Genomic DNA, 15,641 nt, shown 5'->3' on the forward strand with positions numbered 1-15,641 from the left:
TAGTGCCTCCTGTTATTCAAATCTTTTTACATTAATAACTTACTCGTATAGTTTACAACATGCTGCATTGTTTGTCAATATATTAACGTTATATTTTTAACATAGTTAGTTTTTTAGTTATTACTCGTGTTTGAAGATAGAAAAAAAGGGGATGGCCCCTTTTTTCAAATCACCTTTATTCACCAAATCCACTTTCTACCAGTGCACATAATTCTTCGACTGCATTTTCTTCATCAGAACCGTCTGCAGCTATCTCAATTCTTGTTCCCTGCTTCAATCCTTCTGCCATGATTCGCACGACTGATTTCGCATTCACTGCCTCTTTATCCTGATCCAGATTACGAATTGTCACTTTGCTTTCAAATTTCTTGGCTTTTAGCACAAGTTCAGAGGCAGGACGTGCATGAAGACCTGTTTTATTGATCACTTTCAATTGCTTTTTTATCATGATTTGCTACCTTTCTGCTAAGTTTTGTGTTTCTTGCAGCTGATGTCAGACACTCTCGCCGTTGCTGGAAATCAGCTCTTGATACCAGTAGAAAGAGTCTTTTCGAATCCTCTCTAAAGTGCCGTTTCCCTCATCGTCTTTATCTACATAGATAAACCCATAACGTTTCATCATCTCACCTGTGCTTGCACTGACAAGATCAATACAGCCCCACGGCGTATATCCGATGAGATCTACCCCATCTTCGATGGCCTCCGCCATTTGCTCTACATGCCATCTCAAGTAATCGATCCGATAATCATCATGAATACTCCCATCCGGCTCCAACGTATCAGCGGCACCGAGTCCGTTTTCCACCACCATAATCGGAACTTCGTATCGGGCATACACTTCATTCAGGAAATAACGCAGTCCCTTGGGGTCAATCATCCAGCCCCAATCGCTCGCCTTGAGATAAGGATTCGAAACTGCATCTCCCATCATATTGCCCGCCGTCTTTTTCATCTCAGGATCTGCACTGGCACAGGCACTGGAATAATAACTGAAAGAGTAGAAATCTACACATCCGGCTTTTAGTATCTCATCGTCGCCCGGCTCCTTCGTCACCTGAATATTGTGTTCCTGAAAGTAGCGTTTAGCATAATGTGGATAGGCGCCGCGAACCTGCACATCACTGCAAAACCAGTTTCCCATATTCATCCGCTGCTGGCTGGCAAGCATGTCATCCGGATTACAGGTATATGGATAGACACACGTTCCCGCTATCATACAGCCCACGCGATTATTTTCATCAATTTCATGTGCCAGCTTCACTGCTTTCGCACTTGCCAAAAACTCATGGTGCAGCGCTGTAAAGCGTCGGCTGGCCACTTCAGGAGATTCTGTCTTGCTGTTTGCAAATGGATTGCCCATATCGGCATCTTCTTTTGGCAAAATTCCGCCCCCTAGTGTTTCTCCAAAACTATGGCTTAAGGCATTGATTTCATTAAATGTCAGCCAGTATCTCACCAGACCTTTATATTCTGTAAATATTGTCCGACAGTAATTGAGATAATAATCAACCACTCTTCGATCTGCAAAACCATTGTATTTTTCACAGAGATGATACGGCATGTCAAAATGCTGTATGGTCACAAGGGGTTCTATCTTGTATTTCTTACACTCTAAAAATATATCTCGATAAAATTCAATTCCCTCTGCATTCGGTGCACTCTCATCTCCCCTGGGAAATATGCGGCTCCACGCAATCGAGAGACGATACATCTTGAATCCCATCTCAGCAAATAGGACAATGTCTTCTTTATAATGATGATACATGTCGATTGCCTCATGACTGGGATAGCTCTGATTTGGATCAATCTCTCGGGTAAACTTACGGGGAACCTGTCGGCTTCCTGCCGTATAATGATCCGATACAGAAGGACCCTTGCCTCCCTCCTTCCATCCACCTTCACACTGGTTTGCCGCGGTTGCTCCGCCCCAGAAAAAATTATTAGGAAATGTCTTTGTTTTCTTCATCAACTTCTAAACCTCCCAGTTTCTTATTCTGTAACTGCTTCGCTTTCCATCATTCTTCTATTTTCTTCTTCTTCCGCCACATGAGCCTTGTCTTCCCATCTCATAAACGGAATATAGATGATATAGCAAAGAACCACCTGTACCAACTGTGCCACGATTCCCTGCCAGCCGTTCATAAAAAATCCGTTTACAATAATGGGAAATCCAAGTGGAAGTGTAACGCCATTATGGTATGGCAAAAATCCTATAACTGTCAGCAGCCATGCACTAAATACAGAGACTGCCGGTGTCAGTATCAGCGGAAGAAGCATTCGGATATTCATAACCTGAGGAATACCGAACTTAATGGGCTCAGAAATTCCGAACAAAGAAGGAACTAATCCCGCTTTCCCCACTGCTTTTAACTGCTCAGATTTACAATTGAATATACAATGCAGCGCAACAGCAAAACTTCTTGCACCACGATTGTTTAAGATAAAACCATAAGTAAACAGATAAGGAAGAGCCTTTCCGGCATTATACGCCTCCATATTGGCAACCTGCGGTCCGTAAAAGATAGCCATTAGAATCGGCATGACAACCATAACGCCGTGGATTCCAAAAAACCAGAAAAATTCAATTACTGCTACAATGAACATCGCCGCTATAATATTTGATCCCAAAGCTGTGAGCGGTTTCTGCAAGATTGCATAGATAAAATTTGACAAGCTGTCATATTCTGTGTTAGCCATAATTTCATATACAATACCGCTTCCAAGAGCAGCTGCAGCTCCCGGTATAATGGATGCAAATGCATTTCCGACAACAGGTGGAACTACATCTGGCATTTTAATTGTAATTTTTTTATCCATGAGAAAAATATACAGACGTCCGAATACCACGGATGATATCATTGCCACAAATACACCGCCAGAGCCCACATCCGACAGACCAATCCCCATGCTTCCTTCCGATATCTCGACCAGGGGAGTCAGGATAAGGAAAGACATCAGTCCGACAATCCCGCAGTTCAGAGCATCAGATTCATAGATCTCACCCATCTTGTAAGCCACAACAAAAGCAATATAGATTGCAATAATACCATTTGTCATATCTACGATCTGGTTGAGAATACTTTTAATGCCAGTATTTTCAAAAAATGTTCCAATTCCCCAAAAGTTAATTGCCCCGATGAGTGTTGCGAAGCTGCTGATGAGCATGATCGCCATAACACCTGTCATACCGCCGGAAATCGCGCGGACAATTCGATTGCTCTGAAATTTTTCGGCAAGCCCTACCACCTTGTCCATTACTTTTTTATTTTCCATTTCCTTATCCTTCCTCCAAGAACATATCTTTTAGTGTTTTTTGCTTTTCCTTTGTCATACCCAGTTCCTGCATGGCATATTCCGAAACCGTACCATAACGTTTTTTTATTTCATCCAGTGCCGTCAAAAGGAATTCTTCGCTTGCCTCCTTTAAGTAACGCAGCGCCTGAACAAAATCCTCCCTGTTTGGCATCTCGGACACCGCTTGCAGACTTTTCTGATTTTTTTCATACTTACACACATTTGTGTCCATATAATCTTGCAATACCGTATCCTGATCAACACCCAACAGAAGTAGAATCAAAGCCACTCCATAACCTGTCCTGTCTTTTCCGCCGCGGCAGTGCTGTACCAGCGGCAGATTTTTTTGATCCAGAATAAGTTCAAACATCTTCCCATAAACACATTTGCTGCTCTCTGTCAAGACAAACTGACGATTCTGTTCCACCATCAGCTTTCTTGCAGCATCAGCTGTCAATTCCCCATATCCTTGTTCTTTCAGATCTGCAAGACCGGCCGATGCCATGGCAGCCGTGTCTGCTTTCGGATCCAGATGATAGATCGTCACATTTTCTATGTGAACATCTTCCTTTTCCTTCCATTCTCGATCCCCGCGATAATCAATAATACTTTTTAGACCTAACTGTTCCAGCGTATGTACATCCTTTTGTGTACAGTAACACAATTCATCGGAACGGTATAAAAGACCTTTTTTAACCTTTTTTCCATCTATGGTTCGATACCCTCCGATATCACGGAAATTATATGCGCCTTCCAGTACTACCTGTCTCTCTGTTTTCATATCAGGATTCCTTTAACAGAGCAAGTGCACTCTCCAGAACTGCTTTTCCATTAATCTGACCATAGGCCATCCGATCGATCACCTGTACCTTGATTCCTTTCGGTTCATAGTCTTTTTTCATTCGTTCCAGAATGTATCCGACCTGGGGTCCTAAAAGCAGAACATCGGTCGGTTCCTTGTAAGTTTTAAAGGCAGATTCAGACATGGCTGTTACCTTCACTTCTTTTCCCTGGCTCTTCGCCTCCTTCTCCATCTTCTTTGCCAGAATACTCGTAGACATTCCTCCTGCACAAACCAACGTAATATAAATCATCCTTTATTTCTCCTTTCCCGATAAAATTGTATTCATCTTTTTATACATTTCAATGAATTCCATGGCCAGATCGCTGGTAGTGATGGCATTCATAAGATGATCCTGCGCATGAACCATAAGAAGTGATACGGTAACGGTCTCCGGCTCGGCTGCTTCGCTGGTTAAAAGTTCTGTCTGAATCTGATGCGCCCGCGTTAAAGCTTCTTCACATTCTCTCATCTTTTCCTCTGCAGCCTCAAATTGTGTACGCTTTGCCGCCTGGATTGCTTCCATGGCTCTGCTCTTGGCTTCTCCGCCATCGGCAATCATGTTCATAATCTGTTCTTCTAAATCCATGTCTCTCTCCTCCTTGTAACATACACGTTATCAGAAAATTCGGATGATCTCCAGCCAGAAAAATGCCACATTCAATCTGGCAGGAATTGAATGTGGCATTATCTCTCTAACAATTCTATTAATTTCTTATAACTTCGTGCCTCCAACAGGCATTCGATATCCTCTTTGTCTAAAACAAAATCTAGGAAGACTTCATAAAAGTTGGGTAATTTCTTATCCTCTTCTGTTCCGATCAAGGTCAAAAAGACAATCTGGACATTATGATGTTCCCAGGGAATTGGTTTTTCCAGGATTGAGACATAAACGCTTGTATGTTTTGTCATCCCTCGATTTGGATGTGGTATTGCAATCAAATCCCCAAAATCTGTAGGACCATAGCTTTCTCGTTCCATCACGGAAGAAAACAAATCCTCCCCAATATTTTCCTGTTCCCTGGCTAACATGCAAATCTTCCTCAGAGCATCCTCTTTGCTTTGCGCCCTCAGTGAATCGCAAAATCCGTTCTCCAAAAAATACTTCTCCCAGGGAATTGTCCGTTGGTTTTTTAGAACATTTAAAATCTTAGGGATCTCTCTTTCATGCAAGAACAAGCCAATTTCTATGATCGGTTTTGGCAGCTCCCACGGAATTGGAACCGTGGTGAACACAAAGTCGATACCTTGAAGATCGTAATTTTTTAATTCTATCATATCGCAGGTGTGAATAATATCGATATACTCCCGAAAACGATGCATATATTCATATTTCAGCAGTTGAGAACTCCCTTTTCCTGATGTACATACAATGAGGATATGAAATTTCTGTTTTTTTCACTTTCTCTGCATTCCAATCCAATGGAAAAGATCAAAGCCAAATATCCCGTTTCTTCCTCGGGGATATCGGTTTTATAATGGTTCTTTAGAACCGTAGAAGCCATCGTTGCTATCGTATATGCCGTAAAATGATGATCTTTTATCTCCTGCAGCATGGGGTTTTTTAAAAAAATATGATAACGGATTCGAATATCCATCTTGGCCATGTGCTGTTTCAGCAACATCTGTACTTCCAGATCACTGTAAAAGTCAAACATGGTCTCATGATATAAAAATTCTAACATATCATCGACAAGATTACTGACTTCTTCGCCGATTACAATATGGGTGCTTTCTCCCTTTGTTGTCTGTTTACTCATCAAATGTAGATAAAGATAATCAAGTTCTTCCTTATGAAAAATCACAGAATAATCCTTTTCTATATTATCTGTGATCTCCTCAAGCATGTGAAACTCGGGCGTATTCCTGTCTATATTCTGCTGTTCATCCAAACTCTCCACGTAATGCTCTCTTTTCAGCCGATCTAATGTAATGTATAAGATTAATACAATATTTTCATATGATATTTCCGATAAATGCACATCATATTTTCTTGTAAGGTTTTCAGTTAAGGCCGCAATATAATCGATATCCATTTTTTGCTTTTTTTCGTCGAGATCAGGCAGGCTTCTTTTCACAAAATATTCCAACATACAATTACGAATATCAAATTCTTTTCCGATCACTTTTATTCCGTAATTGGGGCGCCTGTCCAGATGGAGCTGGTAATTATTTAAAATCTTTTCTGTTTCCTTTAGAACTCCTGACAGCGTTCCCTTCGATATGTATAAAAAGAGAATCAAATCATCGGTCTTGACATAGTGGTCCTGGCATAACAGATACAGCAGGACATACTGAACTCGCTCCTGTAAGTTATCTGGTACCCCCTGTCTATCTTCCTGTTCCTGCATCAATTTTTGATACAACACATCATAGTTTTCTGTAGAGATCCGATATCCATATCTCGGCTTTGAGATTAAAGAAGCATCATTCTTTTTCAGCCACTCATCCAATGTACTTAGACGGTTTCGAACGGTCTTTACACTGACACCTGTAACTTTGGCCAATTTCTCCGCAGAAATATAGGTTGTTGCAGACATCTTTTTGTATAATTCAAACAAATTGTCTTTCATCCTTGTTACATCCCCGTTTCATCATGTGAAACCACATATGACAGATTCTATTTTTTCTAATATACATATGATATTTTAACATAATTCCAGACTATTTTGTTGTATATGTAATGAAAGCAATGTTTCATGTAACAAAATCAGATAGTAGGCTAGAGATATCGGACCAATCCGCTGTCAATTCATCTTCAAATGCTCCATTGTATCCATTATGCCAAAATGGAAATCAGCTGTGTCTGATTCCTTCGAATATTCCTGCCACTGTAAGAAAAGTTCCTACGATCCAGTATACATTGCTCAAACTGTTTGTTGTTCCATAGATATCTAAAACTCCGTGCATGATACTTCCTACAGTCAATGACGCAATTCCCGGATTATATAGCGAAATAGCAATATCATCCGGGAAATTTCTCCCTCGTAACGCCACCAGTAGGAAAGGAAGAGCTCCGCCTATCATGGGAAACGCAAAGGCAAATATCATATAATCTGAATATACCTGATGGCTAAAATACTCATAGACAGCGGCAAATACGATGCAGAATAAGGTTGCCATAAGATATCGCATTCCTGTTACCCTCATACGATTTCTTTGCTCTCTCAGTTCGTTTTTATCCAATGTAGACAATATCACTCACCTTCCTTTCCGAGATCTTGCCTCCGCCTGTGGTCGGATTGTTAATCACAGTTCCTTTAAAATACATTGTGGATGATCCGCCACCATCCAGATTATAAGCGGTTTCTACGCCAAGCCCATCCATAAACTCAGCCAGCTGGTAAAGGGACAGACCGGTACTTTCATTTGTACGGCCGTCTGATACAACGAAAACATAATGCAGATCATCAATTATTCCAATTGCGGTTCTTGGATTGCTCACCTTTGCCTTACCGACTTCCTCCCCTTCTGTGACTGTCACATTGCCATTACTAACAAGTCCCGGTCCGAAAGATAAGATCTGCTCAGCCCCGTCTTCCAGCAATTCGGACGCAGGTACATCACTCTCATTAATAATCTTAAAGGATCCATCAGTCCCTATTACCAGATCTTCCTGCTTCTCTTCGGCTGTATCTCTGTACAGGATTCCGTTTCTAAGTACATATCCTGATCTCTGCGCACCATAATAATCACCATTGATTGCAAGAATTGCATTGTTTTCGGATGCTGTCTCTGAAGTAGTTTCCGTCAGATTCTGTCCATATGCGTTTTGTGCAAAAGCTGTTTTCAAAGAATCGGCCGATGCAAGAGTTACGTCTGCAACATAGACTGTGGTATCATCAACATGTTCCTCGGTAATTTTTATTGTAATATTTCCATCGCTATAACTGTCTTCCGCAGATGTTGCACTCAAAGAAGAGGTACTCATCGAACTAATTGTCGCCGCCTTTGCGGTGGTAGTATTACTTTCAGATTCAACTGACTGATATACATGGGTGATAACGAAAGTGTCTAATGCCACATAAGCTGTAAATGCAGTCAGAATCAGGTAAAACAAAACCTCCCATACTCTTTTCTTAAGATTTTTTTTCATGCTGTTCTCTTTCTTGTTCTTGACTTTCCTTCTTTTCTAAAAACAAACAGGTGTTGCTCAAACCAGCTTATGATGAAGAAAAATGCTTCCGTAATCAGTTTTGCCACGTATGGATTGAGTGTGGTATTTGCGACAATCCTGTTGAGTACAAAGGTATCACCGATCAGAATTCCTGCTGCAAGTGTAAAATACTTAAGTGCTGACTGCCATAGATTATTTTCAATATGAAAGACAAACTTTCTATTCAAGGTGAAATTGACTATAGAACTGACAATCCGTGCTGTCACATTCGATGCCATTAACCCAATTCCGCCAAATTCTCCCGTGAAAACAGTGAAGATACTATACAGACTATAATCCGTCAGAAAACTTAAAAATGACGAAGCTGAAAACTTGGCAATTTCCTTATAAATCCGATAAGAATCCTTTACTGTATCAAAGTGCGAACCACTGTTATTGTCAAAATATACAGCCGGAATCTCTATTTCCTCTATTGAGCGTTTTTCATGAGCAAATTCCAGAAGTACATTCATCTCATATTCATACCGCTCTCCCGGTATGGAGAGCATGGCAGGAACCTGTCTGCTGTCAAACGCCCGAAGACCTGTCTGTGTATCGTGAATATGAAGACCTGTGGATACTGTAAATACGCCACGTGTTATGCTGTTTCCTATTCTGCTTCGAATCGGAACCTTTTTTTTCAGAACCCGGCTACCCAAGATAAGAGTATCCGGTTTCTTTTCGGCAGCATCACAGATTCTGATTGCATCACTGATTTGGTGCTGACCATCCGCATCCATCGTCACAACCGTATATGGCTCTTCGAATTTTTCTCTGATATAAGTAAGTGCCGTTTTAATCGCCTTTCCTTTTCCACAATTTCTTGGATGAGTCAGTATAGTTGAAAATTCTGATGCCCAACGAAATATCTCAGCATATTTCTCTCCACTTCCATCGTCGATTACAATACTCCTGAAATTCGAATCCCTCAGACTGTAAAGCAAAACTATCAGCTTCACATCTGGTTCATATGCCGGGATCAGTGCAATACGTATATTCTCATTCATATAAATCACATCCTCTTTCTTAGCTGTATCTGTTATTTTTTACCGGGGCCCCGTCCCTGTCCACCCTCTTGCATCTTTGGAGGATCTCCCTGACCGCTTTCGCCACCTGGTCTGCCCTGACCGCTGATATTTCCGGCTTGCGTGCTGACTGAATCAAGTGTAATATCTTCAACTTTTGTATCATTGATATACAGAGAATACGTACCACCTTTAGATAGATCGGGAAAACTGATTACAACTGCCTGATACGTTTTTGCCGCTGTGGTCGATATCATTTCACTTCCGGAAGAATCTTTTAGTGAAACCTTTGTTCCGGCATTTTTTGAAGAGTCAAAACCATACAACAGACTATATTGTGTGGAACCGTCCGAAAAACTCTGTGCCATATCCGAGGTTCCCACCCCTATCAGTGTCCCTCCTGTGATTATCCCTTTGCCGTTATAATCGAGAATTCCGTTGCCTCCGCTGACTGTCCCATCAATTACTGTCTCTCCTCCTGTGATTGTCAGGCTGCCGTTCGAATCGATGGAATCTCCTTCAGCATTGATGTATATCTTCCCGCCATTAATCGTGACCAGAACATTCTCATCGTTTTCCATGGATCCTCCCATTCTTCCCGGTCCATTTTTAGTGTCTTGACCGGAGGATGCATCTGAAGTATCTGACGAATTATCTGTCAGTCCGTTGGATCCGTTAATTCCATCGTCCGAGGAAGTAACAGAAATGTCTCCATCATTGATGGTGACAACCGTACCTTCAATTCCTTCATTACTTTTGTCTATCAAAATCGTACCGCCATCTATCGTCACTGTACTGTCTGCATGGATTGCATCATCTCCTGCACTGATCGTAATCTTACCATCAGTAACCTGGACATCCGTAGCCGAATGAAGTGCGTCCTCAACAGAAGTCAGATTTAATGTGCCTCCGCTGACCGCGATATAGTCTTTTCCACTGACTGCGTGGTTTACAGCATCTATACTGATAACTCCACTAATAACCTTTACACCGTCTTTTCCATGAATACCATTCTTATAATTGCCTTTGACATTCAGTGTCCCGGCTCCGTTGATTGTAAGATCATCTTTGCTGAATATGGCCGCATCTGGCTCCTCGTCATCATCCAGATCACTGTAATTGTTTCCATCGGTCAATTTGTTTTCTGTTCCTTCCGCCAGAGTAAGTATGATCTTTCCACTCTGTGTTCCATTAATCACCGGACCGTCAGAAGAAGTGATATTCGCTCCGTTAAGCACAATATGAACAACATCATCGGAATTTGCCTCCACAACAATCTGCCCATCCAAAAGAGTTCCACTGATCTCATAGGTCCCTGCATTTTTAATCGTAATAACGCCATCTGTTTCAGATGCGTCAGAACCATCAATCTTCACAGAAGAATCATCCAGCGTAATGGTTGTGACATCATCTTTGCTCCATGCATCATCTTTATCATCCTCGTCATAGCTGATATCTGCGGCTTCTACCTTTGTAGATGCTGCCGCAGCTGTCTTCGCCGCTGTTGTCGTTGAACTCCTCGTATTGGAGCTGCTGCTTGTATTTGATGTGCTCCCACATCCGGTCATGCCGGCTATGAGCATCACAGATAATAATACACCTGAGATTAAATACTTTGTTTTCATAATATTTTTCCTCGTATCTTTCTTTTTATTTATAATTCCTCACGTCCTGCAGCGGGTCTGCCACATGTGATGCCAAGATTTCCATTTCTGCACCTGAGTGCATCCAGAAACTCTTTTTCCTTCCTTTGATCTTTCAGTACCACACGGTAACGTAACTCATACAGACTTCCCATATTGACGGTTCGCACTTTATCCAGTTGTGTATGTGTTGTATATGTATCGAACACATCGTCAAAAATATTCTGATAATCCAGATTCTCCGGAATCGTGATCTTCAAATCTTTCTCATAATGATTCTCACCAAGTAATGGCACGACCATCAGCAGAATCTGCAGTACTGCCACAATGACAAACAGAATTACTGCAATTCCCAGATATCCGACACCGGCTGCAAGTCCAACGGCCATTGCAAGGAATATATTTGCAATCTCTCTCGAATTCCCCGGCACGGAACGAAAACGTACCAGCGAAAATGCTCCCATGACTGCAACTCCTGTTCCAAGATTACCATTTACAATCATGATGACGACTTGTACGATCACAGGAAGAATCGCCAGTGTCAGTAAAAAGTTCTTAGAAGCTCTGTTTTTATAGCAGTGTACCAATAAAATCATAATTCCCAGTATCAATGATACCGCAGTACAAGCCAGAAATTGCTCCAGACTGATCGATGATGTTTCTGCTGTAGATAATATACTGTTAAGCATTATATCTTACACCTCCCCTACTTACATTGTTTACGTTTGTCACTCTCTGTGCTGATTTCGGCAAAAACAAAAAACATTCCGACAAGAGATGTTGTTGATAATATGTGCCATATTTAGAAAATGAAGTAGGAAAGATCTTCAGTTCTGAAAGCAGTCTCGCAAGCCATATCGGCATTGATCCTGGAATCTTTATTTCCATAAGAATCTGATTTTCTTCGAGAATCGGAACCCCATATCTCTTCGAATTGAGATGCAAGTCTTCCTTACGACAGAGAATGTTCTGGTCGAAAGTGATTCTTAAGTTCTTATCCTCCAGTCCGGACAATGCTTCACGATCATAAGAGATATAGGCAGCCGGTACCACCTGGTACCTGTCTTTGGCAAAATCTATCTCATGTAAGATCTGACAGTCCAAACTATCAGGATAAATACCTTTGTTCAGGTATTGTTCCGCCTCCTGAAGCGACAGAATAATCCTTCTTTTTCCGACAATTCCCTGCGATTTCTTCTTTATTTCCAGAAATACTTTATCATAATCACCAGGAACTCCATAACTTCGAAGTCTGATTTTTTCCTTATATATTGGTTTCTCAATAGATGTACGAATCAGGCTGAAATCACGGGTGTCATAATAGATATTACAGATAGAATATTCTGCATACATATCCGGTTCCATTCTTTTGGACAGAACCTCATGAATCACACTGTACTGTTCTCTAGTAAGCAAATATTTCTTTTCGGTTCTCTTAAAAATTTTCTGCACTTGCTTTACTGCTGTCTTCATGTTGTTTCCCTCCGTTTCCTTAACATGATCCTATCATAACCTGGCATGCTTAAATTAACCTTAAAATTAACCTTCAAATTTCTCGCCTGTTTGAGTAATCCAGGTCACGGATTGTATATTATAAGCCTCCTTAAAAAATATCTTATTTTTTAAATAATAGTCCATAAAACAATAAATCCTCTATTGTCGGCTTCTTTTTTGTGTGGTATGATGGCACATGTATTAGTTATGACTAACCATTTTGGAGGAATTATTTTGAATTTATTTTTTAAAAGAAATATGGATGCATCGGTAAAAAAAGACGGTGGGAGTTCACATTCATTTATCCTGCTTATAGTTGTTCTCACAGCTCTTTTACTGGTATCCATATGTCTGACAATGACTTTTGGTGCCGTTCGCATTTCACCCTCAGATATCTATCATGTGTTGATCTATCATCTGTTTGGTAGGGCTGCCTCCGGCGCAGAGGAACTACTCCAGAGTTCAATCGCCAAAATCATATGGGAAATACGTCTTCCGCGGGTTCTTCTCGGCATCATCGCCGGTGCCGGGCTCTCCGTATGCGGTACTGTCATGCAGTCTACCGTTCAAAATCCACTTGCTGAGCCTTATATCCTGGGTATCTCTTCCGGAGCCTCTCTGGGTGCAACCTTTGCAGTGTTTATGGGAACGCACCTCGTATTTATGGGAAATGTATCCAGTATCTCTGTACTGTCCTTTCTTGGTGCCCTCGGTGCCACAGCCGGAGTTTTGATGATGGCCTCCATCGGAGGAACAATGACATCAGGAAAACTGATTTTATCAGGTACCGTAATCAACGCCCTATGCAGTTCATTTTCCAACTTTATTATCTCCATGGCAGGAGACGGCACAGGAATGCTAAGCATCAAATTCTGGACCATGGGCTCCCTTACCCGGGCAAAGTGGAATAACCTATTCTGGCCTTTTCTTGTAGTTTTATGCTGCTGTATCTTTTTTATCAGTCAGTATCGAAATCTTAACACAATGCTGCTTGGTGATGAGGCCGCCTCCACGCTGGGTGTCAATCTTACCTTTTACCGCAAGTTATATATGCTTGCCGCCGCTCTGCTGACCGGAATTATCGTATCTAACTGCGGTGTGATCGGCTTTGTGGGACTGATGGTGCCCCATATTTCCCGGGCTCTAGTGGGTGCAGATCATCGCCGCCTTCTGCCTGTGGCGATTCTGCTGGGCGGAATATTTCTCACATGGGCAGATGCATTTGCCCGTATTGTCATTCCGGGCGGAGAGCTTGCTATCGGCATTGTAACATCTATGATTGGTGCACCATTCTTCGCATATATTCTGGTAAAACGCCACTATCATTTTGGATCCTGAGGTGATTAATATGAATCTTGAACTGGAAAACTTAAAAGTATCTCTCTCCTCTGCCCCCATCATAAACGATATATCCATGCAGATAGACGGGGGACAGTTTGTCGGGCTTTTAGGGCCAAATGGCAGCGGAAAATCGACCCTTCTGCGTACCGTTTACCGTATGCATAAGCCGAGCGGCGGTGCTGTATTACTGGATGACCGCCCGCTGCCTTCATATAAACCTAAAAATCTTGCCCGGGAAATGGCCGTAGTCGGGCAATTTAACAATATTAACTTTGATTTGTGCGTTGAAGAGGTTGTGATGATGGGGCGCACACCTCACCTCGGAGCACTGGAACGGGAAAAAATCCGGGATTATGAAATTGTCAGAGATTCACTGGAAAAAGTCGGAATGTCAGATTACACAAAGCGCAGCTTTACAACTCTCTCCGGCGGTGAAAAGCAACGAATTATCCTGGCGCGCGCCCTTGCCCAGAAGCCTTCCCTGCTCATATTAGACGAGCCCACCAATCATCTGGACATTACCTATCAGCTGCAAATTCTTGGAATCATTAAGAATCTCGGAATAAATGTATTTGCTGCGCTCCACGATCTTTCACTTGCTGCACAGTACTGTGACAAGATTTACATCATCAAGCATGGAGCTATCGATTCCTGCGGAACACCAGATGAAGTGATTAACCGAAACATGATTAACCGTGTTTATCATGTAGACTGCGATATCACAAAGGATTCCGCAGGCCGGATGTCCATTAGCTATTTTCCATTACATATATTAGAAAGTGAGATTTAAGATTATGAAAAAAAGAGCAACCCTTTTACTTACAGCCGTTATACTCTCCTCACAGATTTTTGCTGGATGCGGGAATCAAAAATCCGATGAATCAGCCGCTGCCTCTATAAGTAATTCTTCCCTGCTTTCAGCCTCATCAGCATCTGGCGCATCCACATCTACTGCTTATCCTCTGACTATACAGACAAGGGGCAGTGATTTTATTTCTATAGATCAAACATTTGAAAAAGTGCCTGAACGCATTGTTACAGCCAATGCATCTTCCATTGACATGTTATATCGTCTGGGCCTGCAGGATAAGATTATCGGTACCATCGCTATCGACAATGAGCCCGGTAATGAATGGGCAGATCTATATGAGTCTCTGCCTAAGCTGGGTGACAAGATGACAATCAGCAAAGAGGTTATCGCTGAGGCGGAGCCGGATATCATCATCGGACGCAGTGCCACCTTCGAAGAGGGCACCTTTGGCAGTATAGTAGAGTTAAATGCTCTCGGTATCAACGTTTATGCTCAGAAAGCCAGCGACATGAGTACTGCTGTCACGATGGAAAGTATCATCGATGATGTCCGTAATCTGGGTGAAATTTTTGATGTGCAGGACAGGGCAAAAGAATATGCGGACAGCCTGGAGAACAGGCTTTCGACTGTTACAAAGACGGTACGTGATGCTACGGGAACAGATATAAAAAAGGTTGTGGTTATGGCAACTTATCAGGAGGGCAACTTTGTTGTTTTTGGAGCAAATGCGAAATTGCAAAACGGTATACTTCAAACCCTGAATGCAGAAAATGTGATGGAGAAGGGTGGAAATGGCCTGACACTTGAGAATATGGTCAGCGCAAATCCCGATGCCATCATTTACATCACTTCCACAAGGAACAAGGACATAGATGTAAGTGCCAAAGAAGCTCTCTTAAATGAGTCACTTCTCTCATCTGTGCCTGCAATAGCCGATAAAAAGATTATTGAAGTGCCTTATGATGCATTTATGGACTATGGGGTACGTAATTTTGACACACTTGAAGAATTAGCAGACTTCTTATATAATAAATAA

The 15,641-nt window shown here is 41.9% G+C and carries 17 protein-coding genes; 3 read left to right on the forward strand and 14 right to left on the reverse strand.

The window, feature by feature from the left end:
• Positions 1–175: 175 nt before the first annotated feature.
• The 14 genes from INP51_RS08765 to INP51_RS08830 all read right to left on the reverse strand — a co-directional run bounded on the left by INP51_RS08765 (position 176) and on the right by INP51_RS08830 (position 12,432).
• A complete protein-coding gene (locus tag INP51_RS08765) occupies positions 176–448 on the reverse strand; it encodes an HPr family phosphocarrier protein (protein ID WP_193734508.1) in 273 nt (90 codons plus the stop codon).
• 45 nt (positions 449–493) lie between these two features.
• Positions 494–1,966 carry a 6-phospho-beta-glucosidase gene (ascB, locus tag INP51_RS08770; RefSeq protein ID WP_193737309.1) on the reverse strand — a complete coding sequence of 491 codons (1,473 nt, stop codon included), beginning with the start codon at positions 1,964–1,966 and terminating at the stop codon, positions 494–496.
• A 23-nt stretch (positions 1,967–1,989) separates the two neighbouring features.
• Positions 1,990–3,273, reverse strand: a complete 1,284-nt coding sequence (locus INP51_RS08775) for a PTS sugar transporter subunit IIC (RefSeq protein WP_193734509.1) — start codon at positions 3,271–3,273, stop codon at positions 1,990–1,992.
• 4 nt (positions 3,274–3,277) lie between these two features.
• Complete coding sequence (locus tag INP51_RS08780; protein ID WP_193734510.1) at positions 3,278–4,075, reverse strand: tyrosine-protein phosphatase; 798 nt, start codon at positions 4,073–4,075, stop codon at positions 3,278–3,280.
• Between the two features lies 1 nt (position 4,076).
• Complete coding sequence (locus INP51_RS08785) at positions 4,077–4,388, reverse strand: PTS sugar transporter subunit IIB (RefSeq protein ID WP_193734511.1); 312 nt, start codon at positions 4,386–4,388, stop codon at positions 4,077–4,079.
• Between the two features lie 3 nt (positions 4,389–4,391).
• Positions 4,392–4,724, reverse strand: coding sequence for a PTS lactose/cellobiose transporter subunit IIA (locus INP51_RS08790; RefSeq protein WP_193734512.1), 333 nt, complete (start codon positions 4,722–4,724; stop codon positions 4,392–4,394).
• Positions 4,725–4,822: 98 nt separating this feature from the next.
• The gene (locus INP51_RS08795; protein WP_193734513.1) at positions 4,823–5,413 is read right to left on the reverse strand and encodes a PTS sugar transporter subunit IIA; all 591 of its coding nucleotides are present in this window, start codon (positions 5,411–5,413) and stop codon (positions 4,823–4,825) included.
• Positions 5,414–5,469: 56 nt separating this feature from the next.
• Entirely contained in the window at positions 5,470–6,708 is a 1,239-nt protein-coding gene (locus INP51_RS08800; protein ID WP_193734514.1) for a BglG family transcription antiterminator, read from the reverse strand.
• Positions 6,709–6,931: 223 nt separating this feature from the next.
• Positions 6,932–7,321, reverse strand: a complete 390-nt coding sequence (locus tag INP51_RS08805; RefSeq protein ID WP_193734515.1) for a hypothetical protein — start codon at positions 7,319–7,321, stop codon at positions 6,932–6,934.
• On the reverse strand, positions 7,314–8,231 hold the full coding sequence (locus INP51_RS08810) for a phosphodiester glycosidase family protein (RefSeq protein ID WP_193734516.1): 918 nt from the start codon (positions 8,229–8,231) through the stop codon (positions 7,314–7,316). Before INP51_RS08810 ends, INP51_RS08805 begins: the two co-directional genes overlap by 8 nt.
• Positions 8,228–9,298, reverse strand: coding sequence for a bifunctional glycosyltransferase family 2/GtrA family protein (locus tag INP51_RS08815; protein WP_193734517.1), 1,071 nt, complete (start codon positions 9,296–9,298; stop codon positions 8,228–8,230). The genes INP51_RS08810 and INP51_RS08815 overlap by 4 nt, the downstream gene beginning before the upstream one ends.
• A 32-nt stretch (positions 9,299–9,330) precedes the next feature.
• Positions 9,331–10,941, reverse strand: coding sequence for a carbohydrate-binding domain-containing protein (locus INP51_RS08820; RefSeq protein ID WP_193734518.1), 1,611 nt, complete (start codon positions 10,939–10,941; stop codon positions 9,331–9,333).
• 29 nt (positions 10,942–10,970) lie between these two features.
• The gene (locus tag INP51_RS08825; protein ID WP_193734519.1) at positions 10,971–11,648 is read right to left on the reverse strand and encodes a DUF4956 domain-containing protein; all 678 of its coding nucleotides are present in this window, start codon (positions 11,646–11,648) and stop codon (positions 10,971–10,973) included.
• Positions 11,641–12,432 (reverse strand): polyphosphate polymerase domain-containing protein, encoded by a 792-nt coding sequence (locus INP51_RS08830; protein WP_193734520.1) that lies wholly within the window; start codon positions 12,430–12,432, stop codon positions 11,641–11,643. Before INP51_RS08830 ends, INP51_RS08825 begins: the two co-directional genes overlap by 8 nt.
• 255 nt (positions 12,433–12,687) lie before the next feature.
• On the opposite strand from INP51_RS08830, the gene INP51_RS08835 reads away from it, so the two are divergent.
• From INP51_RS08835 to INP51_RS08845, 3 genes are read left to right on the forward strand one after another with little or no spacing between them, the layout of a single operon-like run.
• The gene (locus tag INP51_RS08835; protein ID WP_230406752.1) at positions 12,688–13,791 is read left to right on the forward strand and encodes a FecCD family ABC transporter permease; all 1,104 of its coding nucleotides are present in this window, start codon (positions 12,688–12,690) and stop codon (positions 13,789–13,791) included.
• A 10-nt stretch (positions 13,792–13,801) separates the two neighbouring features.
• Entirely contained in the window at positions 13,802–14,584 is a 783-nt protein-coding gene (locus INP51_RS08840; protein ID WP_193734521.1) for an ABC transporter ATP-binding protein, read from the forward strand.
• Between the two features lie 4 nt (positions 14,585–14,588).
• Positions 14,589–15,641, forward strand: coding sequence for an ABC transporter substrate-binding protein (locus INP51_RS08845; RefSeq protein WP_193734522.1), 1,053 nt, complete (start codon positions 14,589–14,591; stop codon positions 15,639–15,641).

It is taken from the genome of Blautia liquoris, from assembly GCF_015159595.1.
Lineage (GTDB): Bacteria > Bacillota > Clostridia > Lachnospirales > Lachnospiraceae > Novisyntrophococcus > Novisyntrophococcus liquoris.